Here is a 22,394-nt window from a genome sequence, read left to right as displayed (position 1 = left end):
GTATCGACCACCATTCTTTTTGTAAAGAATTAAAACATTACGAAATCCCAGGTCGATTAGCTCAGCTGGGAGAGCACCTCCCTTACAAGGAGGGGGTCACTGGTTCGAGCCCAGTATCGACCACCATTCTTTTTGTAAAGAATTAAAACATTAYGAAATCCCAGGTCGATTAGCTCAGCTGGGAGAGCACCTCCCTTACAAGGAGGGGGTCACTGGTTCGAGCCCAGTATCGACCACCATTTCATCTGCTTTACCTCATTAAATTCTCAAGTTTGATTTAAACACCAACAGTTCATTGTTTTCTGTTTGATGTTCTATTCAATTTAATTGTGTTCACACTTTTTGTTTTCAAAGCCTATCACTCGTTTTTTTACAAAGCATGAGCAAATCTTCATAAACCAGAGTATTTAACGAGAAAGCTAGTCTATATTCACTCTGCATATTGTTGCTGAGCCATAAAAAGCCGCTCAGTGATTACATTGAACGGCTTTGTGCTTTATAAACTCAATTTAAGCTTAATCGATCCCTAAGAACCCACCTGTTTGATGTGCCCAAAGCTGTGCGTAGATCCCACCCGATTTGATTAATTCTTGATGCGTACCTTGCTCAACTATTTTGCCTTTATCTAATACTATCAATCTGTCCATTGCAGCGATAGTTGATAAGCGATGAGCAATAGCAATTACCGTTTTACCTTGCATCAACTCATACAAACTTTCTTGAATCGCAGCTTCAACCTCAGAATCTAATGCCGATGTCGCTTCATCAAGTAAAAGAATCGGCGCATTCTTAAGTAGAACACGGGCTATAGCGATACGTTGACGCTGACCACCAGACAATTTAACACCACGCTCACCCACTTGTGCATCTAAGCCTGTATTACCAAATGGATCTGATAAATCCTTAATAAAGTCAGTAGCCTGTGCTTGCGAAATCGCAGCTTCTAGCTGTGCTTCAGTTGCAGTTGGATCGCCGTAGAGTATATTTTCCCTAATCGAACGATGGAGTAATGAGGTGTCTTGAGTGACCATCCCTATCATTGAACGTAATGAGTCTTGGGTAACATCAGTAATTTTTTGGTCATCGATTGCAACATGGCCTTTTTCGACATCATGAAATCGCATGAGTAAGTTAACTAATGTTGACTTACCGGCACCAGAACGGCCAACTAAGCCGACTTTTTCACCCGCTTTGATATTGAGATTTAAATCGTTAATCACCCCAGAGTCTTCACCATAGTTAAAGCTAACATCATTGAAATCAATTTTGCCGTTGTCGACACAAATATCTGTGGCATCAGGCTTATCTTCAATTTCAATAGGCTTAGATAAGGTGTTCATTCCGTCAGTGACAGTACCGATGTTTTCAAAAAGTGAGCTGATTTCCCACATGATCCACTGTGACATTCCGTTTAAACGTAATGCTAAACTTACCGCAATAGCGATAGCACCAACGGTAATAGCATCATCAGCCCAAAGCCAAATTGAAACAGCAGCAATGGTAAACGCCAGTAAGTAATTAATCCCTTGCACCAGCACATTAATAATCGTGACAAGGCGCATTTGACCATAAACGGTGTGCAAAAAGCCCATCATACTGTCTTGAGCATAATCGGCTTCTTGTTTCGTATGAGAGAATAATTTTACAGTCGAAATGTTGGTATAGCTGTCAACAATACGGCCAGTCATTGTCGAGCGAGCATCAGCTTGCTTGGCTGAAATTGCTTTTAATTTTGGTACTAACTTCCATTGGATGGCGATGTAAGCAAATAACCATACAAGCATAGGCAGCATTAAACGGACATCAGCACTGGCTATCATAACCAGCATAGAGGTGAAATAAATCAAGATGTACATCAATACATCAAGTAATTTCATTACTGTTTCACGAACTGCGAGAGAAGTTTGCATGACTTTAGTGGCAATACGACCTGCAAAGTCATCTTGGTAAAATGAAATACTTTGCTTAAGCAGATATCGATGTGCTTGCCAGCGTATTGCCATCGGATAATTGCCTAATAGAGTTTGATGCACGATAGAGGCGTGTAACCATACGAGTAGCGGGATCACTACCAGCACAATGACAGACATGCCAATTAACGTGTTACCTTCATCTTGCCATAGGGTTTCAGGGTTTTTAGTGACTAACCAGTCGACTAACTTACCCATAAACCCGAAAAGCGAGACTTCTAAAATGGCGAGTGTGGCAGTCAACATCGACATAATAATCAGGTGTTTTTCAAACCCTCGGGTGTAATGGCGACAAAACGCGTACACGCCTTTAGGTGCCTTGGTGGGCTCTTCTTGAGGCAAAGGGTTCGTTAAAGATTCAAAAAATTTAAACATCAACAACTCGAATGAATATTAGTTATTGCTAGGATACCGTAACTTATGATGCAAGTGTTGAATAGATTGTGACAATCCTTGTGCGAAGTTAATCAGCATTCAGTTCCGTTTTCCGCTAGTTGTGAAGGTAAACTTTGGGTAAAGTGACGTTATCTCCATCACTGACTTATCGACATATGATGACTAGTACACACAACCAGCCACATCCAGATAACGAGCTCGAACCGGTTCTAGAACCTTCAATTGCATGTTATTTGCCGAATGATGTTTGCAGACAGGCGAGGTTAAGTCGTGACGCACGCTTTGATGGTCGCTTTTTCATTGGCGTAAAAACGACAGGAATTTATTGCCGTTCAATTTGTCCTGCTTCTCCTCCTAAAGAGCAAAATGTGGTGTATTTCGATTCGGCGATAAAGGCTTCTCAAGCTGGGCTGAGGCCTTGTTTGCGCTGCCGACCTGACAGTGCTCCAGAATCTAATGCGTGGCAGGGTACAAGCACTAGTTTGCAGCGAGCTATTTCGTTAATCGAAGGTGGTAGCCTTTCTGGTGAGAATGCGCAGTCTTTAACGGAATTATCAGCAAGATTAGGGATAAGCTCCCGTTATTTGTCACGTTTATTTAATCAACAACTCGGGACTTCACCTAAAAAATATGCCTTATACAGGCAATTGATGTTTGCGAAACAATTACTACATCAAACCAGCTTATCGATAACGGACGTCGCGATGGCGGCAGGTTTCAATAGCATAAGACGCTTTAATGAAGTGTTTAAATCACAACTACTACTGACGCCAACACAGCTACGCAAAACCCAAAAAGTAAACAAGTCTGCAGAAACTAACTCGCAAGGTATTAAGTTATTGTTGGATTATCGGCCACCGTATTCATGGCAGGATATTTGGTCGTTTTATCAATTGCGTGCAGTAGATGGTATGGAGTGGCTGAATGAAACAACTTTTTCTTATGGGAGAAGTTTTGCTTTTTCATTCAATGAGCAAACAGTGACAGGTGTCTATGAAGTTGTTCCTGTCAAAGGCAAGAATCAATTAGCGTTAACAGTTGAATTTGAACAGACTGAACATATCCGGTATTTACATCAAACCGTGCGATTTATCAGGCAGCGACTAGATTTAGACGCGGATATGGACGTGATTGAACAATCATTTGAGCCGCTGCAGAACTTAGGGATGAAGGTTAAACAAGGCTTGAGAATTCCAGGTACTGCTTCAGTATTTGAGGCGGGGTGTCGCGCGGTACTTGGCCAGCAAGTGAGTGTGATTCAAGCCAGTAAACTTCTCAATATACTCGTTAAAAATTATGGTGCAGTTAAGCGAGTTGGAGGTAGGGAAGTGCAGTTTTTTCCTAGCGCTGAGTCCATCGCTGCAACGAGTTTAGATGAATTTAAAATGCCTGAATCTCGAAAACGTGCGCTAAATAGCCTTGGTGACTTTGTTGCTAAAAATCCATTTGCTTGCCCCAGTAAATGGATAGATATAAAAGGCATAGGTCCTTGGACTATTGCTTATGCTCAAATGCGAGGAGAGAGTAACCCTGATGTGTTTCTGGGCGGAGACTTAGTAATTAAAAATCGAATTAAAGCCCTCTTGCTTGCCTTAAATGACTTGCCTGATAACAACCCGTTTGCGATAGCAAATAAGGGTGAGTTTACCCCTAAGTTGTATCAAACATTCGTTAACAACCTCGCTAAGCAAGTTAGCCCATGGGGCAGTTATCTCACGTTTCAATTGTGGAGCCAAAATGAAAATTAATATGTTACCCCCCTTGCATCAATCTATTTTTAAAAGTCCTGTTGGCGATTTAAAGCTACAAGCTTCAGTGGCAGGTTTAACGCATTTGCAAGTGATTGGTAAAGACTCACATGCCGCAAATTATTCATTATCCTCTGAAATAAAAGCAGCGACTGGCGCAGACATTAGCCAAGCTAAACAATGGATTGAACAAGCTATTCACGAGCTCGAAGAGTATTTTTCAGGCCAAAGAGTTCACTTTGATGTGCCACTTGCTGCCAAGGGGACAGAGTTTCAACAACAGGTTTGGCAAGCGCTAGTTGATTTACCATTTGGCAAAGTCTGCAGTTATGGTGATATTGCCAATAAAATTGAGCGCCCTAGAGCGGTGCGTGCTGTTGGCGCTGCAAATGGGGCAAACCCAATAGCTATTATCGTGCCCTGTCATCGAGTTATCGGTAAGAATGGTACCTTAACTGGTTATGCTTATGGACTTGAGATGAAGCAATTTTTATTAAATCTTGAAAGTCGTTAGCGCTCAATTAGGGCTAAGCTATTGGTATTCAGTCAAACTTTTCGAAAGATGAACTGGTGGCCGTTTAACCGCTTATTTGACCACCGATGATACTAGTACACTGTTATCGCTCAAGACTGTTTGCATATGAGTTTAAACTGGGTGTTTGGCTTTTTGATGGGAAATACCTGTATCTAATACCGATTAAGGTTATTAATTACTCATAGGTTGCGCAATATCGCTAACTTAACCGGCTCAAATAAGCTAAAATAAACCTTACTGTTTTATTCGATTTATATTTATATTTGAGCACCCTAATTTAATGACATCAGCTAATCATTCTCCTGAAGCTTCACACATCAGTGCAGCCAACTTTGCCGAACTTGGCCTAATTGCACCCATTACCAACCGTCTAAAGGAAATGGAATATAAAACGCCAACGCCGATCCAGGCGCAAGCTATTCCAAGTGTGATTGCAGGAAAAGATTTATTAGCGGGTGCCAACACTGGCTCAGGTAAAACAGCCACATTTGTATTACCCATTTTGCAAAAAATTCATCAAGCACAACAAACGGCTAAAAAAGACAAAGGTAACTTTGTTTCTGCATTAGTACTAGTTCCTACTCGTGAGCTTGCTAAGCAAGTCGCTGATAGCGTTAAATCTTATGCTGTGTATTTTAATGGTGCTATTAAATCAACCGCAGTTTTTGGTGGCGTATCAGCCAATACTCAAATGCTGTCATTGCGTGGCGGCACTGATGTATTAGTTGCAACACCAGGGCGATTGCTAGATTTGATTTCTAGTAATGCTATCAAGCTCGATAACGTTGATACCTTAGTGCTTGATGAAGCAGATAGAATGCTGAGTCTAGGCTTTACTGAAGAGTTAGCCGCTCTGTTAGCCTTAATGCCTCATAAAAAACAAACGTTATTGTTTTCGGCAACGTTCCCTGAAGAAGTGCGCACCCTTACAGATAACTTGCTCACCACACCAGTAGAAATTCAATTACAAAGCGCCGACGCAAGCACGTTAGTTCAGCGTGTTTTTGCCGTAAACCGTGAAAAGAAAACCGCATTACTGGCCGAATTGATTAAACAAAATCAATGGCGCCAAGCATTGATTTTCGTCAATGCTAAAAACAGTTGTAAACACTTAGCTGAAAAACTCTCTAAGCGAGGAATTACTGCAGAAGTGTTCCACGGGGATAAAGGCCAAGGTGCACGTAATCGAGTTCTTGATGGATTTAAAGCGGGCGATATTGAAGTGTTAATTGCCACCGATATTGCCGCTCGTGGACTCGATATCGAAAAACTTCCAGTGGTCATTAATTTTGATTTACCTCGAAGCCCTGCTGATTACATGCATCGCATTGGTCGAAGTGGTCGTGCTGGTGAAGTCGGCTTGGCCATTTCGTTAATTGCACACGCTGACTTCCATCACTTTAGTGTGATTGAAAAGAAAAACAAAATTCGTTTAGAACGTGAAACCTTTGTTGGATTTGAACCTGACGAAGAGGCGCCTGAAGATGAAGACGTTACTAAGCCTATGGCAAAACCTGCAGGAACAGGCAAAAAGAAGAAAAAGAACAAAGCACCAGTGAATGTTGATATTTGGCATTCAGCTGCAAAAGATAAACAATAATACTGGCGACTTAATGGGCAGAATGTGTGATGCATCTGTTCAATGAGGCTGTCAGGGTTTTACATCCTACCTATGTAATAAGAGCAACCATTAAATATGAAGCAGTTATTTTGGTTAGTTGACGGCGTGATTGCCGGTCGTAGTGGCCCTAATAAGGATGAATGGGATTTAGCAGAATTAAAAGCCGCCGGAGTGGGCGCAGTTTTATCGGTCAATAACGGCGATAATGTTGATACTGATGAGATTGAGAAACAAGGTTTACGCTATTTGTGCACTCCTTTTTCACGCAACATTCCTCCACAAGAGGGAGATGTGGTGATTTGTGTTAGCCAAGCGAGAAAAGCGCTAGCGTTTATCAGGCAATGTGAAGCTGACAATGTCGCCGTGATGATCCATTGTCGCTCAGGTAAAGACAGAACTGGGATAATGATGGCATATTATTTAATGGATAATGGCGCAGCGCCAGTTCATGCCGTCAGCCAAGTTCGCAGTGTTCGTGATATTGCATTTAGCGCTGAAGGCTGGGACCAACTGGTGTTTGATGTGCTATACGCGCTGCAAGATTAAATTAAGTGAGGGCTAATTGACGTTAATATAGCCCTCAACAATAAACTGCTGTTATTCGAAGCGTTATGAATCGAATATAAAATAATCGAGAAAGGGAAACTTGATGCTTAAAAATAAATACATATTACTGCTTTGCTATGTGTTTGCTTTTATAGTGTCGGGCTGTGCCTCCAAGGTCGATTTTGCCCCCCTTGAAAAGCAGTATAAGTTTAACCCGCCAACCGATACATCCCTCGCTAACTATATAAACTCTCAGAAAAAGCCAAACTTAACAGGCATAAAAGCTTTATCAGATGGTATTGATGCCTTTATCGCAAGGCTGGCGATGATAGATAGCGCGCAAAAGAGTATTGATCTGCAATATTACATTTATCGAAATGATGAAACAGGGAAAATACTTACCTTATTTTTATATAATGCAGCTGAGCGTGGAGTTCGAGTTCGTATCCTTCTTGATGATCTAACGACTGCTAACCATGACGATGGGTTATTGGCTGTTGCAAATCACCCTAATATTTCTATCAGGTTATTTAATCCCTCATACGAACGTCAGTATCGTGGTTTAGCATTCTTAAGTGATTTTGGCCGCATGAACCATCGGATGCATAATAAATCATTGACCATTGATAACCTCGTCACCATTGTTGGTGGACGAAATATTGGTGGTGAGTACTTTTCCGCCAATGAGAATGTTGAGTTTGGTGACTTAGATGTGCTGGCTGTAGGCGAAGCTGTCGATGAAGTTTCAAATCAGTTCGATACCTATTGGAATTCTGAACAGGTGCAAAGTATTCAGCAGCTTGCTGATGCAAATGAGCTTAATTCTGATCTTGAGATGCTAAAGGTAAAGGCTGCTGAGTTTGAAGCCACATTAACCCAAGGTGAGTACGTTAAACGCCTTGAAAACAGTAGCTTGATTGAGAGGCTTAAAAATAAAACGTTAGATTGGTATTGGGGAGAAGCTCATGTGGTGTTCGATCCGCCAAATAAGCTTGAACAAGGCCGTGAAGATGGCATTTTACTTGATGATTTAGCTTTCTTTTTTAATCAAACTCAGCATAAGTTGTTAATAGTATCGCCTTACTTTGTTCCTGGTGATGAAGCCACAAATGGACTAATTAGTGCGGTCAAAGAAGGTAAACAAATTACCATTGTCACCAATAGCCTTGCCGCGACCGATGTCCTTGCTGTTCATGCTGGTTATCAACAATATCGTCAAAAATTAGTAGAAGGTGGCGTAAAAATTTATGAAGTTCGAGGCGATGCAACTGAGAAAAAATCGAGCTGGAAAGGGAGCAGTAAAACCAGCTTACATGCTAAAACCTTTGTCATAGATGAAGAGATAATTTTTGTCGGTTCGTTTAATTTCGACCCTCGCTCGGCCTTAATTAATACAGAAATGGGCTTAGTTATCGAGAACGCGCAATTCGCTCAAGATATATTAAATGGGATAGCCATTACTGCAGATGAAAAAGCTTACGAACTCAGTATTGAAGAAGGTGACTTAGTCTGGCTTGATAACCTCAATGATAAAGTGATTTATGCTGAGCCTGGTGCGGGTTTTTGGCGTAAATTTATGGCAGATTTTTTATCATTGTTGCCAATAGAGTCACAACTTTAACTTTTCTCAATCATAAACCTAAGCTGTGATTTGCTATGCCATTTAGGTTGTGATTAACTCAATTTGATATGGTGCTGAGTGTTACTGTTTTAGCAGAATACTTGTTCATGAGCACCCGTTTTTGTATCAGCTACCTGCGAATGATTATGTTAGTGTTGCTGTAAACTTAGCACAGTTGTTATTGGATGGTATATGAAGAGCAAAGCAGGCCAGTCACAAGGGTTACTCCTTTTTCATTTAACCCAAATGCAGCAGTTTGCCCTCGGTACTTTAAAAATTCGTGAAATAGTGCCTTTTAGCGCGTTATCGAAAATCCCTCAGTCTCATCCTTATATTCTTGGCACATTAACTGTGCGTGGTAAAACCATTGCCATTATTGATATGGCAGGTGCAATTGGATTTAAACCGATCGCTAAATCTGAACAAGAAAAGTGTTATGTGATTATTACTGATTGTCAGCGTATGGTGATTGGTTTTCTGGTTCGTGGCATTGATAAGATCATTGAATGTAATTGGCGTGATATTGAAGCGCCGGCGGCTAATTTAGGTCACTCCGCTTTTTTAACTGGGGTAACCCGAGTGGATGATAAGCTAGTGCAGTTGCTGGATGTTGAGTTGCTTATGGCAAAACTATTCCCACAAGATCCAGCAACAAGTCGCGCAATGCTCACCGATGTTCAGCGTGAGCGATTAAAGCCAATGCGGATTTTGCTTGTTGATGACTCAAAAGTCGCTAGAAAGCAATTATCTGACGCCCTTGATTCAATCAACATTGCTTATGAGGTTACCGCTGATGGTCATGATGCATTGACCATTATGCAAGAAGCGGCCAACCAACAAAAACCAATTAATATCTTAGTTAGTGACATTGAAATGCCGGGACTTGATGGATACGAGTTGGCATTTGAAGTTAAAAACAATCCTGATTTGGCTGATGCCTATATCATTTTACACACGTCATTATCGAGTGAGATAAGTGTGAGTCAGGCACATCAAGTTGGCGCCAACGAAGCCTTAACCAAATTTGATGCCCATGAATTAATCGAAGCCATGCTACGAGGGGCGAAATAACAATTTTTAAATGATTTAACCCACTGCATCATAATTAGTCACATGTTGGCTAAATGTGGTTTGTTTGGTAATAGCGAGTAATATTAGCGCATCATTTCTTCTCTAGACTAGACTTTAGCCAATTCATCCGATATATACCTATCAGAGCTTATTAAAAGCCGCACAAATATTAGAGCTTACTAAAAGCCATAAATATAATAATCATAGGTCAAGCAATGAATCAAAATCCATCTCTGTTAGCGCGGGTCGCTAGCGGTAGCTTAGTGCTACAAATTCTCGCCGGTATTATTCTGGGTGTTATTTTAGCCACTTTCTCAACTTCAGCAGCCACACAAGTTTCTTTTTTAGGAAGTTTGTTTGTTGAAGCACTGAAAGCGGTTGCACCAATTTTAGTCTTTATTCTCGTTGCTTCATCGATAGCAAATCAAAAGAAAAATACCCAAACTAATATGCGCCCTATTATTGGCTTATATTTAGTCGGTACTTTAGCGGCGGCATTAACGGCTGTGGGATTTAGTTTTGCATTTCCAACAACGTTACTGTTGGCTGGCGGAGTTGAAGGTTCTAACCCGCCACAAGGCATTGCTGAAGTATTAAATACATTGTTATTTAAAATTGTTGATAATCCAGTCAATGCATTATTAACAGGCAACTACATTGGTATTTTGGCATGGGCAGTGGGTCTGGGGATCACGTTACATCATGCTAGTGAATCAACTAAAAAAGTCGTGTCGGATTTAAGTGACGGTGTGACTAAGATTGTTCGCTTTGTTATTCGTTTTGCCCCAATTGGTATTTTTGGTTTAGTCTCAGGCACTATCGCAGAAACGGGATTTGATGCATTAGCAGGTTACGCACAGTTATTAGCCGTACTCGTTGGCGCGATGTTGTTTATTGCATTAGTTGTTAACCCAATTATTGTGTACCTGAAAATTCGCCGTAATCCTTACCCATTAGTATTAAAGTGTTTACGCGAAAGTGGTGTGACGGCATTCTTTACTCGTTCAAGTGCGGCAAACATTCCTGTCAACATGGCCTTATGTGAAGAGTTAAAGCTTCATAAAGACACTTATTCAGTATCAATTCCGTTAGGTGCAACCATTAACATGGGCGGTGCGGCAATCACGATTACAGTGCTGACATTAGCTGCTGCAAATACCTTAGGTATTCAAGTAGACTTTCTAACTGCTGTGTTATTGAGTGTAGTCGCGGCAGTTTCTGCATGTGGCGCTTCAGGTGTTGCAGGTGGTTCATTACTACTGATCCCATTAGCATGTGGTTTATTCGGTATCTCGAACGACGTTGCAATGCAAGTGGTTGCAGTGGGCTTCATTATTGGTGTGGTTCAAGACTCAGCTGAAACCGCGCTTAATAGTTCTACTGACGTGGTATTCACTGCTGCGGCATGTGAAGCTGCTGAAGCAAAAGAAAACAGCTAAAGCTTATTGTAAGCATTAAAAAACCGCTCGTATGAGCGGTTTTTTTTGTTTTGAATTTACAGTTTTTCTACAGCTTAGTTAGTACATCTAAGAATATACTTAGTCGCTAAAAGGGTGCTTACTGAAAAAGGTGCGCTGCTTTTGGGTATATGGATGGGTTATAGTTAGCATTTGTGCATGTAAACTTAACCTATCCCTTAGTGCGATAGTCTGTTCATCGGCATAAAACGCATCACCAAGGATCACGTGGTTGAGTGCAAGCATATGAACACGCAGCTGGTGAGTTCGGCCCGTTTCCGGTATTAATTTAACTAGTGTATGTTCTGGATGTCTTTCAATGACTTCGTAATGGGTAATTGCAGCCTTGCCAGTTTCTGAAACAACCTGAAATGGCGGATTACTTTTGTCTGCAGCTAATGCTAAATCGACAGTACCTGAATCATTTTCAATTCGTCCTTTCACCTCAGCGATGTAGACCTTCTTGGTTTTACGGTCTTGGAATTGGGTTTTTAAATGAGATTCTGCTTTTTTATTACGTGCAAACACCATAATGCCTGAAGTATCGCAGTCTAAGCGGTGTACTAAAATAGCCTCGGGAAACAGCGTTTGAACACGTGTGATAGCACAATCGTGGGTTACTAGTGCTTTACCCGGATTAGCAAGTAACCCAGCAGGCTTGTTAATCACAATGATATCGCGGTCTTTGTAGCGAATATCAAGCCAAGGGATACTAGGTGGTTGGTAATCAAAAATTTGCATTAAGTGGCATCGGTTTACAAGAATAATCGGCTATTTTAGCAAACTTTTAGCTGTGCAGTAACGCTTAAACACACAGCATGTGGGTAATAATTGCAACTTAGAGGTGAGGTGGGTATTTATGGCAGGTATTGTTCAGGTGTTTTTCGACTGTAAATACGGCTGTATGCCATTAACTGCGGGTAGAAGGTTCTAAATGCGATTTCAATATCAACATACAACTTATCGACATCTTTGATGGCCGTTTTAAAGAGTTCTGGCTTTGATATACGTCGGCTAACCCCTTCGATGGCTTTATTCATCCCTTGTTTAGTTTGGTAGGCGGATAACCAGTCTTGTTCGATAATGCTAGGAGCAATAAGTTGCAGCTTTTCAGGCAGCTCTTCTGTGGTGTCTAAACTGTGATATGCCTTCTTAGTAAAATCGGCAAGTGAGTCTTGATGGTATTCTTCCCAATAAAAAGCCAAGTAATGATCAAATGCTAAATCGATAAGGATGGGAGCAACTCTTTTAGAGGATTTAGGGAACAATTTAATTAAATCCACAATTATTTCATGGCTATCGGTAATTTTATCAATTTGTCTATGTAGCCAAATTCCTTGCTGAAGATGTTTTGGGAAGTGTTTTATATCGCCTTTTGCAAAGTCACCAGCGAGATTGGCTGCCAAATGAGTATCACTAATATCGGCTAGATGTAGGTGTGCAAGAAAGTTCATATTTTGTACTTTTAATTTTTGAGTTTTTCAGTATGATGCTAAACCATGCAGACAGAAATTAACCATCAATTAGCATTTTTTATAAGTCTAGAATCAATCATATAGATTTCTACTCAAATGTCATTGCTATTATTTCTGAGGGACGTTGCGACATAATAAATAATCGGTTTAAGGATCACGGATGATGAAAAACTGGATAATGTCAGTATTGGGACAGCAACCTAATCGTAAACGCACAAAAATCGAAATTGATCTCCGCTTTGAAAAGCAATCCTTTCGCCCTGAACCCCAAGCGCTTGCCGAAGAAAACGATTCAATTAAAACCCATTCCGGTATCCCTGATTTAGACAGTAATGTGAGTCAATTTAAATCACCTAATTCCAAATAACGATTTACTCATAGATAGTAGACTTCATTGTATTAACGGCTTTGGCTGTTACTCGCTTTTCACTCTAGCCGATGATTAACATTCGGGCATCGGATTTACTGTGTAATCTTCAAGCACTATTTATTGCGATAAACTTGATATTAACGGCTGGTAGTCCTAGACTAGCGCCCGTTTTTATTGTCCTTTGAATAGAGTATAGATATGCGCGTTGCTGACTTTTCTTTTGATTTACCTGATGAACTTATTGCTCGTTACCCAATGGCAGAACGTAATGCATCAAGATTACTAACGCTTGATGGAAATAGCGGTGCATTAGAGGATCAGCAATTTACTGACGTATTATCAAAGGTTAATCGTGGCGATTTAATGGTGTTTAATAACACTCGCGTTATTCCTGCACGTTTGTTTGGCCAAAAAGCATCAGGTGGAAAGTTAGAAATACTTGTCGAAAGAATGTTGGATGATAAGCGTATTTTAGCCCATGTGCGTTGCTCAAAATCCCCAAAAGTTGATTCAATCGTTATCTTAGATGGCGGTTATGAAATGACAATGCTCAAGCGTCATGACGCATTATTCGAACTTGAATTAGACGCTGATAAAACAATCTTAGAAGTGTTAGAAGAAGTGGGCCACATGCCGCTTCCGCCATACATCGACCGCCCTGATGAAGATGCAGACAAAGAGCGCTATCAAACGGTTTATAATCAAACCCCAGGTGCAGTCGCAGCGCCAACTGCAGGCTTGCATTTTGATGATGCCATGCTTGCGGCGTTAAAAGATAAAGGGGTTAACATTGCTTTTGTTACTTTGCATGTCGGTGCTGGCACCTTTCAACCTGTTCGAGTTGATACGATTAACGAGCACGTGATGCATTCTGAGTGGGCTGAAGTGTCGCAAGAAGTTGTCGATTTAATCGCTGAAACCAAAGCTGCGGGTAATCGCGTGATTGCCGTAGGAACCACTTCGGTTCGTTCACTTGAAAGCGCAGCTAAAGCAAGTGGGGAGGCTCCTCTTGCCGCGTTCAAAGGCGATACGGATATTTTCATTTTTCCTGGTTACGAATTTAAAGTGATTGACGCAATGGTGACTAATTTCCATTTACCCGAGTCGACGTTGATTATGTTAATTAGTGCATTTTCGGGTTTTGACAATGTGATGAATGCCTATCAACACGCGATCGAACAAAAATACCGCTTTTTTAGCTATGGCGATGCCATGTTTTTAACTAAAAAAGCCCCGTAACGTTTGATTTTGATCTAAAATACCCGCCCACAGAGGTGGGTATTTTTTTGGGTTAATTTTAGCTTTAACCTTGAAGTTATCGCTAATGCCCTCATGTCTTATGCAACAACAACGAGTCAGACTGTTTATCTGGCAAGGTGAAATATGAATTTTGAACTTGATACAACAGACGGACGCGCACGTCGCGGTCGTTTAGTTTTTGAACGTGGTACGGTTGAAACCCCAGCATTTATGCCAGTTGGTACTTACGGTACTGTAAAGGGCATGACACCAGAAGAAGTCCGTGCAACGGGTGCTGATATTCTATTGGGCAACACGTTCCATTTGTGGCTACGTCCTGGTGAAGAAATCATGCGTAAGCATGGTGATTTACATGACTTTATGAATTGGCAACGTCCTATTTTAACCGACTCGGGTGGGTTCCAAGTATTCAGTTTGGGTGATATTCGTAAAATCACCGAAGAAGGCGTGCACTTTCGTTCACCAATTAATGGTGAGAAGATTTTTTTAGATCCAGAAAAGTCGATGCAAATTCAAAACTCATTAGGCAGTGATGTAGTGATGATTTTTGATGAATGTACTCCTTACCCTGCAACACATGATGAAGCGCGTAAATCGATGCAAATGTCTTTGCGCTGGGCGCAACGTTCACGTGACGAGTTTAATCGCTTAGAAAATCCTAATTCGCTGTTCGGCATCGTTCAAGGTGGCGTTTACGAAGATTTACGTGATGAAAGCGTTAAAGGGCTAACTGACATTGGCTTTGATGGTTATGCTGTTGGTGGGTTAGCCGTTGGTGAGCCTAAAGAAGATATGCACCGCATCCTTGAGCATGTATGTCCTCAGTTACCACAAGATAAACCTCGTTATTTAATGGGCGTAGGTAAACCTGAAGATTTAGTTGAAGGTGTTCGTCGTGGCGTTGATATGTTCGATTGTGTCATGCCTACACGTAATGCCCGTAATGGCCATTTATTTACATCAGAAGGCGTGATTAAAATTCGTAACGCTCGCCATCGTGATGATACATCGCCATTAGATGAAAGCTGTGATTGTTATACTTGTAAGAACTACTCACGTGCTTACCTGTATCACTTAGATCGCTGTAATGAGATTCTAGGTGCTCGTTTAAACACCATTCACAACCTACGTTACTATCAAATTTTGATGGAAGGTTTGCGTGGTGCTATTCAGACGGGTACATTAGACGCCTTCGTGACAGATTTCTACACCAAGTTAGGTCGTGAAGTTCCACCTGTACCAGAGTTAAAAGACTGATTTTTAATTTAGAAAACAAGAAGAGAGTAATATGTTTATTTCAAATGCATACGCAAACGCAGCAGGCACTCCACAAGGTGGCGGCACTATGGAACTGATTTTCATGCTAGTAGTTTTTGGCTTGATCTTCTACTTCATGATTTTCCGTCCTCAGTCTAAGCGCGTTAAAGAGCACAAAAACCTAATGTCAGCATTAAGTAAGGGTGATGAAGTGCTAACAAGCGGCGGCATTTTAGGCAAGATTGCTAAAATCAGTGACGACAGTGATTACGTTTTATTAAGCATTAATGAAACTAGCCAAATCACGATTAAAAAGGATTATGTTGCAGCGGTATTGCCTAAAGGCTCTATCCAGTCGTTGTAAGCCAAGAGGGCTCAGGTGTGTTAAATAAATACCCAATGTGGAAAAACATCATGGTGTTGCTTGTCATCACCATTGGTGGTTTCTATGCAATTCCAAACCTTTTTGGTGAGGACCATGCGGTACAAGTCGTAGCGACTCGTGGCGCGGAAGTCACGGCTTCAACACTATCGTCAGTAAATGGATTACTTGAGAGTAAAGGCATTGCGGTTAAGCGCGCTGAGCTCGAAGACGGGCAATTAATTGTCCGTGTTCAAAATGCTGAACAGCAATTGTTAGCAAGAGAAGCCATTGCTGAAAGTTTAGGTGATAAATATACCGTTGCGTTAAATCTAGCGCCTGCTACTCCAGAGTGGCTTGAAGCTGTTGGCGGGACGCCAATGAAGCTAGGTCTAGATTTACGTGGTGGTGTTCACTTCTTAATGGAAGTGGACATGGGGGAAGCCATCCGCAAGATGGAAGAAGCCAAAATTGCTGACTTTAGAAGTCAATTACGTGAGCAAAAGATTCGTTATGCTGGTGTCAGAAAAACAGCAAAAGGATTGGAAATTAAGTTCCGTGATGCTGATAACTTGGCAAAAGCTGAGCGCTACTTAAAATCATTAAGTAACGACATGGTATTTACCGACAACAGTGTTGGTGAAAACTATATGCTTCACGCAAATATGAGTGATGTATACCTTAAGCAAATTAAGGAAGAAGCTCTTCAGCAAAACATTACGACTATCCGTAACCGTGTTAATGAGCTAGGTGTAGCTGAGCCCGTGGTACAGCGTCAAGGTGCTGAGCGCATCATTGTGCAGCTTCCTGGTGTTCAAGATACTGCTCGTGCAAAAGAAATTCTTGGTGCAACAGCATCGATTGAATTTCGTATGGTTGACGAAAATGCGGATCAAGCAGCAGCTGCAAATGGTCGAGTACCAGCCTCTTCTGAAGTATACCCTCGTCGCTCTGGCGGTATTGCTGTATTGAAAAAAGAAGTTATGTTGACGGGTGATCATATTACCGGTGCACAACCTTCTTTTGATGAATACAGTCGTCCTCAAGTGTCTATTAACTTAGATGCGAAAGGCGGTAATATTTTCTCTAACGTGACCAAAGATAACATTGGCAAGCCAATGGCAACGTTGTTCATTGAATATAAAGATAGCGGGCAACGTAATCCTGACGGCACGGTAAAAATGACTAAGATCGAAGAAGTCATTTCTGTTGCTACGATTCAGGCGCGTCTTGGTCGTAACTTTGTGATTAATGGTCTTGATCACGCCGAAGCACAAAGCCTGGCATTATTGTTACGTGCCGGAGCCTTGATTGCGCCTGTGACGATTGTTGAAGAACGTACAATTGGTCCAAGTCTAGGTGCTGAAAACATCGAAAACGGTAAAATGGCAATGATTTGGGGTATGGCAATCGTACTTATCTTCATGCTGGTTTATTACCGTGCATTTGGTGTTATTGCTAACTTAGCGCTTACTGCTAACTTAGTGATGGTTGTTGGTGTAATGTCAATGATTCCTGGAGCGGTACTAACGCTTCCTGGTATTGCTGGTATGGTACTGACTGTCGGTATGGCGGTTGATGGTAACGTCCTTATTTTCGAACGTATTCGTGAAGAATTACTGGCAGGCCGTAGTGTGCAACAAGCGATTCATGAAGGTTACGGTAACGCATTTTCTACTATTGCTGATGCGAACATTACCACCTTTATGACAGCCTTGATTTTGTTTGCTGTGGGTACGGGTGCTGTAAAAGGTTTCGCTGTAACTCTAATGATTGGTATCGCAACGTCTATGTTTACTTCTATTGTGGGAACTCGCGTAATTGTGAATCTCATATGGGGTGGTAAACGCGTTAAGAAACTATCTATCTAAGGGAGGAGTTGACCATGTTACAAATATTTTCAGTTACCAAAATGATCGACTTCCTAAAGCATGCGAAAGTCATCAGTATTTTTTCAATGTTTTTGGTTATCGCCTCTTTAACCTCTTTAGGTGTAAAAGGGATTAACTGGGGACTTGATTTTACTGGCGGTACTGTCGTAGAACTTGAGTTTTCGAAACCTGTTGATCTACTTGAACTTCGCGCTCAGTACGAAACTGATGCCGCAAGTGGTGCCGTGGTTCAAAACTTTGGCTCAAGCCGAGATGTGTTAATCCGTTTACCTGTTCTTGAGGATCTGAAAAGTGAAGTTCAAGTTGCAGCTGTAATGGATGGCGCACAAACTATCGATGCTGGCGTTATTCAAAAGCGAGTTGAGTTTGTTGGTCCACAAGTGGGTAAAGAGCTTGCTGAGCAGGGTGGCCTTGCGGTTATCGTAGCATTAATCTGTATTCTTATTTATGTGTCTTTCCGTTTCGAATGGCGTTTGGCAATGGGCTCTGTAGCCGCACTTGCCCATGACGTTATCGTAACATTAGGTATTTTCTCAATTTTACAACTTGAGTTTGATTTGACAGTTCTGGCTGGCTTATTGACCGTTGTTGGTTACTCATTAAACGATACTATTGTTGTTTATGACCGTATCCGTGAGAACTTCCTTAAGATGCGTAAAGGCGGACCAAATGAAGTGGTAAATACGTCTATTACCCAAACAATGAGCCGTACCATTATCACAACAGGTACTACGCTGGTTGTTGTCATTGCCTTGTTCCTAAAGGGCGGTAGTATGATTCACGGATTTGCGACAGCGTTATTATGCGGTATTTTCGTTGGTACATATTCTTCAATCTATGTGGCAAGTTACCTTGCAATTAAACTGGGTATCTGTCGTGAGCACATGATGCCTGTTGAGATTGAAAAAGAAGGTGCTGACCAACCTTCAATGATGCCATAAACGGTATTAATCTAAAAAAGCCACTCTATTGAGTGGCTTTTTTGTTTATAAATTAAGGTTTTTGATGGCTAAAGTGTGTTGCTGTTTGCCATTATGTTCTGCAACTAGCGCTCAATTAGCACTGCTGTTGCGCTACTAAGTGCTGCACGACAAACGGCTGTAGCTGTTGAATGAATTTTATGTTGCCGTTGTGGTTGATATCAAGTTCTACCCAACCGTCTGTTGAAAGTTGTGATAAACGATTTATGTGTAAGGCAGTCTTTTGTTCGTAATCTGGGTTTGGAACCCAATGTCCATTCAATTGCACAATTCCGACTTCTGTGTGCAATCGACTGATATTGAAAGGTATCACAGTGAGGTTATTTCCATTTGGTAGTTAGCTTGCCCCTTTTCACCAGAGGTAAAGCTGCCTTTGCCGTCAATATTCGCTAGCTCTCCTTGTCCTGAATTCGGCACGATGATAAAACTACTGATTGCGACGCCTTGTTCAAACTTACCGTTATGCTGCAATACGAAACTACCAGACTTGCCGTTGATAGTGACTTCGACATTTTCATAGCCACAAAATACCGCTTGGGCATCGGTTGTATAACACATAATGTACTTGGGCTGACTGACGCCCTCAAGATCACCAGAATACATTTGGGTTATACTGGCTGATGTCTGCTTTGCTCCATCTGGGTGCTGAATATCAGTGGTTTCATCCCAACTGGTTATTTGAAAAATGCCTGATATATGAAGTGTCATACCAATCTCCTTTGAGTGCACTCCTTTAAGTACCTTGTTGAGCATATATTGAGTATAAAGTTTAATCAATGCTCGACATTAAGAACCATTTACAAGTAGGATGATTAAAAATTTGCCAGCAGAGCAATAGCTGTAGGAATAATAATGGAAGATAGAAAAGTATTACTCACCGGTGGAAACTTACTTCAAGCCCATACGTGGAAAGGCTTACTCGAGACCCATGGCATTATGGTTGAACTCACGGGTGAAGCGCTTGTTGGTGGTGTTGGTGAGTTACCAACCGAAATGCAAACTGTCGATTTATGGGTGAATCAACATCAAGTTGAAAAAGCCCGTAACTTATTAGAGTCCCATGATATGGAACGTCCACAATGGCAATGCTTACAATGCCATGAAATGAATGAGGGCAGTTTTGAATTATGCTGGCAATGCAGCTCCCCACAAAGTACTCCTCATAATTAATCTATAATCAATCATTATTCTTGATAGCAAAATTGACTAGGACAACTGAGTCAGTTAATGGGATAGTGAGTGATATTGTTCACGACTGTTTTCAGTCATTGTGATTATTTTGAGAGTGATAAATGCAATACTTTCCATTGTTTGTGGATACAAAAGAATTAAAAGTGTTAGTGGTTGGCGCCGGTGAAGTCGCTACTCGTAAATTAGATTTACTCTCACGCACCGAAGCCCATATTGACGTTATTGCCCCTGAAATTGCTGATGAGGTCAAGGCCTATCAAAAGCGAGGTCGAATTTCATTATTTCAGCGAAGTGTCAATACGGATGATATGACAGGTTATGATTTACTTTATATGGCAACAGCTAATGCGCAGCTGAATATGGATTATGCCGTTATTGCCCGTGAAAAAGGCATTTGGGTAAATGTTGTTGATAATCCAAGCTATTGCCGTTTTATCACCCCATCTATTGTCGACAGAGGCCGATTAGTCGTTGCTATTAGTACTGCAGGGGCTGCTCCTGTATTTGCTCGTACCATTCGTTCTCGCCTTGAAACTATGTTGCCGCAATCATTAAACCCTTTATTTGATTTTGTTGCCTCAAAGCGTGTAGAAGTACAGCAGCGAATTACATCAGGTAAAGAGAGGCGCTTATTTTGGGAACGTTTTTTTCAGCAAAATAATGACCGATATGACACCGTCACCGAAAGTCACTATCAAGAAGCGTTTTCTCAAATATCTCATCAAGGTGAAATTTTACTGTTCAATAAACATGATGATGCCAATTTGCTGCCTATAGCGGCCATGCCATTACTGCAAAAAATTGACATTTTTTATACCGAAGCAGAGCGAGACGAGTCGACAAATACAATTAACGAGCTTGTTCGTCGAGACGCAAGTCGAGAAATCATTCCCAGTTTAAGCCAATTAGCTGAACAGTATAATCATGGTGATAAAGTATTACTGGTGGTCGACGACAGTATGTTAAACAAATTAAAGGCACATTTTCCTATGGCAAAACACCTGCAACCAGGCGCTCTTTAATCACAACTTGCCAATTATTTAGTGCTGACAATAACTGACCATGTTAATACGCTAGGTGATCGAGTCAGAGATAAGTTCAAGCCGAGTTTCATACTGAAGTTAAACAGTATAAACTCGGTTTTTTTATTTTATTGGAATCCCCATGGCGCCCAAAGCTACCGTTTATAAAGCCGCTCTTCAAATTGCTGATATGGACAGACATTATTATGCTGACCACCAGTTGACGATTGCACAACACCCTTCTGAAACTGACAGCAGAATGATGGTACGTATTTTGGCTTTCATTATGAATGCGTCGGACTCTCTGCAATTTAGTAAAGGTTTGTGTGTTGATGATGAACCTGAGTTATGGGAAAAAAGTTTATCTGATGAAATTAACCTGTGGATTGAGTTTGGCCAGGCTGATGAAAAGTGGCTGCGTAAAGCATGTGGTCGCTCAAAACAGGTTCAGTTAATTACTTATGCTGGCCGCAGCGTACCGATTTGGTGGCAGCAAAATGAGCAAGCATTACAACGTTATAAAAATCTGTCAGTGTTTAATATTGACGAAGAAGCCGTTAAAGCGATGGCAGTTTTTGTTAATCGCAATATGAAGTTACAAGTCAGTATCAGTGATGGCGAAATTTGGCTATCTGATGACAGTAATAGTCTGATGATCCTGCCACAACGGCTTAAATAATATTGCAGCAAATTTGGACTATAATTTGTAGGTTACCAAGTCTTTGCAAAACGACGAGCACCGATTTAATAATAACCTAGATTTATCTTAATCTAGGTTAGTTCGGATTATTAATCGATGGCCTACCAATCGAAGTAAGTGATTGTTTAATGATAACTGTGATAGCGTTAACTAACTGATTAAAGGCATATTGCAACCATATCTATAGCACCTGATTCAGGCCAACTTACATTGAAACAACCTAAAAAGACTCGATAACGAATTGGAATTTGTATTAGTTCAGTCTATTAAGGAAGTGACGATGAAGACGTTATCATTACATGGGGTCGATAAAATCGATCTTCTTGCCCAACCAGAAGTCTCAGAACATATTAATTTATTTTCCGCAGCAACCTCTGTATTTACTGATTTTAAATTACTCAAACCATTGGTTATTAAGTTAAACACTGCTGCAGTAGATGTTGAACACTTAATGAAGCAGTCCCATGTGAGGCTTAAAATTGTTATCGATGAAAGAGGGCACTTTATGGGCTTAGTAAGTTTACAAATGCTCCACAGTCAAGAAATGCAAAAACATGTGGCTCAAGGCTTCCCACGCGAGCAATTATTACTTTCTGACTTTATGTTGCCCAAAAGTGCGCTTAAAGCGATCCATTATGAAGATCTTCTTAATGCGAGGATCAGTGATGTGATCGAGACGCTGAAACGCTCTCAACATCAACATTGTTTGGTGGTTGATAATAAGTTGAATGTGATTAGAGGGCTTATTTCTGCAAATGACATTGTCAGAAAGCTCAAGCTTCCTATCGATGTAAATCAAAACCCAAGCTTTATGGAAATATTCGATAGCATTGAAAAAGTTAAACTTGCCAGTTAATCAGCAACGTATTGTTTTTAATGAGCAAAAATAATATCGTATTATAAAGCCCTCTAAATAAATGA

Annotated in this window: 22 protein-coding genes and 2 tRNA genes; 19 read left to right on the top strand and 5 right to left on the bottom strand. The window is 41.0% G+C overall.

Annotated features, from left to right (window positions below; translation table 11 throughout):
- Positions 1-50 precede the first annotated feature (50 nt).
- Together A9267_RS21430 and A9267_RS21425 are read left to right on the top strand one after the other, a co-directional pair.
- A tRNA-Val gene (locus A9267_RS21430) sits at positions 51-126 on the top strand.
- A 37-nt stretch (positions 127-163) separates the two neighbouring features.
- A tRNA-Val gene (locus tag A9267_RS21425) sits at positions 164-239 on the top strand.
- A 276-nt stretch (positions 240-515) separates the two neighbouring features.
- On the opposite strand, the gene A9267_RS21420 is transcribed toward A9267_RS21425, so the two are convergent.
- Positions 516-2,345, bottom strand: coding sequence for an ABC transporter ATP-binding protein (locus tag A9267_RS21420; protein WP_065110682.1), 1,830 nt, complete (start codon positions 2,343-2,345; stop codon positions 516-518).
- Positions 2,346-2,524: 179 nt separating this feature from the next.
- On the opposite strand from A9267_RS21420, the gene A9267_RS21415 reads away from it, so the two are divergent.
- The 7 genes from A9267_RS21415 to sstT all read left to right on the top strand — a co-directional run bounded on the left by A9267_RS21415 (position 2,525) and on the right by sstT (position 10,947).
- Positions 2,525-4,114 (top strand): DNA-3-methyladenine glycosylase 2 family protein, encoded by a 1,590-nt coding sequence (locus A9267_RS21415; protein ID WP_231919244.1) that lies wholly within the window; start codon positions 2,525-2,527, stop codon positions 4,112-4,114.
- Entirely contained in the window at positions 4,104-4,628 is a 525-nt protein-coding gene (locus tag A9267_RS21410; RefSeq protein WP_082972506.1) for a methylated-DNA--[protein]-cysteine S-methyltransferase, read from the top strand. The genes A9267_RS21415 and A9267_RS21410 overlap by 11 nt, the downstream gene beginning before the upstream one ends.
- Before the next feature lie 301 nt (positions 4,629-4,929).
- Positions 4,930-6,249 (top strand): DEAD/DEAH box helicase, encoded by a 1,320-nt coding sequence (locus A9267_RS21405; RefSeq protein ID WP_065110681.1) that lies wholly within the window; start codon positions 4,930-4,932, stop codon positions 6,247-6,249.
- 96 nt (positions 6,250-6,345) lie between these two features.
- Positions 6,346-6,816 carry a phosphatase domain-containing protein gene (locus A9267_RS21400; RefSeq protein ID WP_065110680.1) on the top strand — a complete coding sequence of 157 codons (471 nt, stop codon included), beginning with the start codon at positions 6,346-6,348 and terminating at the stop codon, positions 6,814-6,816.
- A 103-nt stretch (positions 6,817-6,919) separates the two neighbouring features.
- Entirely contained in the window at positions 6,920-8,437 is a 1,518-nt protein-coding gene (locus tag A9267_RS21395) for a phospholipase D family protein (protein ID WP_082972505.1), read from the top strand.
- Positions 8,438-8,629: 192 nt separating this feature from the next.
- Positions 8,630-9,508 carry a chemotaxis protein CheV gene (locus tag A9267_RS21390; protein ID WP_065110679.1) on the top strand — a complete coding sequence of 293 codons (879 nt, stop codon included), beginning with the start codon at positions 8,630-8,632 and terminating at the stop codon, positions 9,506-9,508.
- A gap of 215 nt (positions 9,509-9,723) precedes the next feature.
- Entirely contained in the window at positions 9,724-10,947 is a 1,224-nt protein-coding gene (gene sstT / locus A9267_RS21385) for a serine/threonine transporter SstT (protein ID WP_065110678.1), read from the top strand.
- A gap of 99 nt (positions 10,948-11,046) precedes the next feature.
- On the opposite strand, the gene A9267_RS21380 is transcribed toward sstT, so the two are convergent.
- The gene (locus A9267_RS21380) at positions 11,047-11,706 is read right to left on the bottom strand and encodes an RluA family pseudouridine synthase (RefSeq protein WP_065110677.1); all 660 of its coding nucleotides are present in this window, start codon (positions 11,704-11,706) and stop codon (positions 11,047-11,049) included.
- Positions 11,707-11,822: 116 nt separating this feature from the next.
- Positions 11,823-12,419, bottom strand: coding sequence for an acyl carrier protein phosphodiesterase (locus tag A9267_RS21375; RefSeq protein WP_065110676.1), 597 nt, complete (start codon positions 12,417-12,419; stop codon positions 11,823-11,825).
- 181 nt (positions 12,420-12,600) lie between these two features.
- On the opposite strand from A9267_RS21375, the gene A9267_RS21370 reads away from it, so the two are divergent.
- The 6 genes from A9267_RS21370 (at position 12,601) to secF (ending at position 18,521) form a co-directional block, all read left to right on the top strand.
- Entirely contained in the window at positions 12,601-12,807 is a 207-nt protein-coding gene (locus A9267_RS21370) for a hypothetical protein (protein ID WP_055026175.1), read from the top strand.
- A 201-nt stretch (positions 12,808-13,008) separates the two neighbouring features.
- Positions 13,009-14,049 carry a tRNA preQ1(34) S-adenosylmethionine ribosyltransferase-isomerase QueA gene (gene queA, locus A9267_RS21365; protein WP_065110675.1) on the top strand — a complete coding sequence of 347 codons (1,041 nt, stop codon included), beginning with the start codon at positions 13,009-13,011 and terminating at the stop codon, positions 14,047-14,049.
- A gap of 144 nt (positions 14,050-14,193) precedes the next feature.
- A complete protein-coding gene (tgt, locus tag A9267_RS21360; protein WP_055026177.1) occupies positions 14,194-15,327 on the top strand; it encodes a tRNA guanosine(34) transglycosylase Tgt in 1,134 nt (377 codons plus the stop codon).
- Positions 15,328-15,358: 31 nt separating this feature from the next.
- On the top strand, positions 15,359-15,691 hold the full coding sequence (gene yajC / locus A9267_RS21355) for a preprotein translocase subunit YajC (RefSeq protein WP_055026178.1): 333 nt from the start codon (positions 15,359-15,361) through the stop codon (positions 15,689-15,691).
- Between the two features lie 17 nt (positions 15,692-15,708).
- Positions 15,709-17,559 carry a protein translocase subunit SecD gene (secD, locus tag A9267_RS21350; RefSeq protein ID WP_065110674.1) on the top strand — a complete coding sequence of 617 codons (1,851 nt, stop codon included), beginning with the start codon at positions 15,709-15,711 and terminating at the stop codon, positions 17,557-17,559.
- 14 nt (positions 17,560-17,573) lie between these two features.
- Positions 17,574-18,521 carry a protein translocase subunit SecF gene (gene secF / locus A9267_RS21345; RefSeq protein ID WP_055026180.1) on the top strand — a complete coding sequence of 316 codons (948 nt, stop codon included), beginning with the start codon at positions 17,574-17,576 and terminating at the stop codon, positions 18,519-18,521.
- A gap of 115 nt (positions 18,522-18,636) precedes the next feature.
- On the opposite strand, the gene A9267_RS21340 is transcribed toward secF, so the two are convergent.
- Both A9267_RS21340 and A9267_RS21335 read right to left on the bottom strand, forming a co-directional pair.
- On the bottom strand, positions 18,637-18,873 hold the full coding sequence (locus tag A9267_RS21340) for a hypothetical protein (protein WP_065110673.1): 237 nt from the start codon (positions 18,871-18,873) through the stop codon (positions 18,637-18,639).
- On the bottom strand, positions 18,870-19,268 hold the full coding sequence (locus A9267_RS21335; RefSeq protein ID WP_065110672.1) for a DUF3224 domain-containing protein: 399 nt from the start codon (positions 19,266-19,268) through the stop codon (positions 18,870-18,872). Before A9267_RS21335 ends, A9267_RS21340 begins: the two co-directional genes overlap by 4 nt.
- 144 nt (positions 19,269-19,412) lie before the next feature.
- On the opposite strand from A9267_RS21335, the gene A9267_RS21330 reads away from it, so the two are divergent.
- From A9267_RS21330 to A9267_RS21315, 4 genes are all read left to right on the top strand, one after another.
- Positions 19,413-19,730, top strand: a complete 318-nt coding sequence (locus tag A9267_RS21330) for a putative signal transducing protein (RefSeq protein WP_055026183.1) — start codon at positions 19,413-19,415, stop codon at positions 19,728-19,730.
- Positions 19,731-19,852: 122 nt separating this feature from the next.
- On the top strand, positions 19,853-20,773 hold the full coding sequence (locus tag A9267_RS21325; protein WP_055026184.1) for a precorrin-2 dehydrogenase/sirohydrochlorin ferrochelatase family protein: 921 nt from the start codon (positions 19,853-19,855) through the stop codon (positions 20,771-20,773).
- A gap of 142 nt (positions 20,774-20,915) precedes the next feature.
- Positions 20,916-21,452: a YaeQ family protein gene (locus tag A9267_RS21320; RefSeq protein ID WP_065110671.1), complete on the top strand. Its 537-nt coding sequence runs from the start codon at positions 20,916-20,918 to the stop codon at positions 21,450-21,452.
- A gap of 301 nt (positions 21,453-21,753) precedes the next feature.
- The gene (locus A9267_RS21315) at positions 21,754-22,329 is read left to right on the top strand and encodes a CBS domain-containing protein (RefSeq protein ID WP_065110670.1); all 576 of its coding nucleotides are present in this window, start codon (positions 21,754-21,756) and stop codon (positions 22,327-22,329) included.
- The last annotated feature ends 65 nt before the right edge of the window (positions 22,330-22,394 follow it).

It is taken from the genome of Shewanella sp. UCD-FRSSP16_17 (assembly GCF_001675935.1).
In the GTDB taxonomy this organism is placed as follows: domain Bacteria; phylum Pseudomonadota; class Gammaproteobacteria; order Enterobacterales; family Shewanellaceae; genus Shewanella; species Shewanella japonica.
The sequence above is the reverse complement of the archived record's forward strand: the minus strand, read 5'-3'. Positions and strand labels throughout refer to the sequence as shown.

Coding starts and splice junctions, on each gene's coding strand:
- A9267_RS21420 (WP_065110682.1), bottom strand. CDS start 2,345: ATGTTTAAATTTTTTGAATCTTTAACGAACCCTTTGCCTCAAGAAGAG.
- A9267_RS21415 (WP_231919244.1), top strand. CDS start 2,525: ATGACTAGTACACACAACCAGCCACATCCAGATAACGAGCTCGAACCG.
- A9267_RS21410 (WP_082972506.1), top strand. CDS start 4,104: ATGAAAATTAATATGTTACCCCCCTTGCATCAATCTATTTTTAAAAGT.
- A9267_RS21405 (WP_065110681.1), top strand. CDS start 4,930: ATGACATCAGCTAATCATTCTCCTGAAGCTTCACACATCAGTGCAGCC.
- A9267_RS21400 (WP_065110680.1), top strand. CDS start 6,346: ATGAAGCAGTTATTTTGGTTAGTTGACGGCGTGATTGCCGGTCGTAGT.
- A9267_RS21395 (WP_082972505.1), top strand. CDS start 6,920: ATGCTTAAAAATAAATACATATTACTGCTTTGCTATGTGTTTGCTTTT.
- A9267_RS21390 (WP_065110679.1), top strand. CDS start 8,630: ATGAAGAGCAAAGCAGGCCAGTCACAAGGGTTACTCCTTTTTCATTTA.
- sstT (WP_065110678.1), top strand. CDS start 9,724: ATGAATCAAAATCCATCTCTGTTAGCGCGGGTCGCTAGCGGTAGCTTA.
- A9267_RS21380 (WP_065110677.1), bottom strand. CDS start 11,706: ATGCAAATTTTTGATTACCAACCACCTAGTATCCCTTGGCTTGATATT.
- A9267_RS21375 (WP_065110676.1), bottom strand. CDS start 12,419: ATGAACTTTCTTGCACACCTACATCTAGCCGATATTAGTGATACTCAT.
- A9267_RS21370 (WP_055026175.1), top strand. CDS start 12,601: ATGATGAAAAACTGGATAATGTCAGTATTGGGACAGCAACCTAATCGT.
- queA (WP_065110675.1), top strand. CDS start 13,009: ATGCGCGTTGCTGACTTTTCTTTTGATTTACCTGATGAACTTATTGCT.
- tgt (WP_055026177.1), top strand. CDS start 14,194: ATGAATTTTGAACTTGATACAACAGACGGACGCGCACGTCGCGGTCGT.
- yajC (WP_055026178.1), top strand. CDS start 15,359: ATGTTTATTTCAAATGCATACGCAAACGCAGCAGGCACTCCACAAGGT.
- secF (WP_055026180.1), top strand. CDS start 17,574: ATGTTACAAATATTTTCAGTTACCAAAATGATCGACTTCCTAAAGCAT.
- A9267_RS21335 (WP_065110672.1), bottom strand. CDS start 19,268: ATGACACTTCATATATCAGGCATTTTTCAAATAACCAGTTGGGATGAA.
- A9267_RS21330 (WP_055026183.1), top strand. CDS start 19,413: ATGGAAGATAGAAAAGTATTACTCACCGGTGGAAACTTACTTCAAGCC.
- A9267_RS21325 (WP_055026184.1), top strand. CDS start 19,853: ATGCAATACTTTCCATTGTTTGTGGATACAAAAGAATTAAAAGTGTTA.
- A9267_RS21320 (WP_065110671.1), top strand. CDS start 20,916: ATGGCGCCCAAAGCTACCGTTTATAAAGCCGCTCTTCAAATTGCTGAT.
- A9267_RS21315 (WP_065110670.1), top strand. CDS start 21,754: ATGAAGACGTTATCATTACATGGGGTCGATAAAATCGATCTTCTTGCC.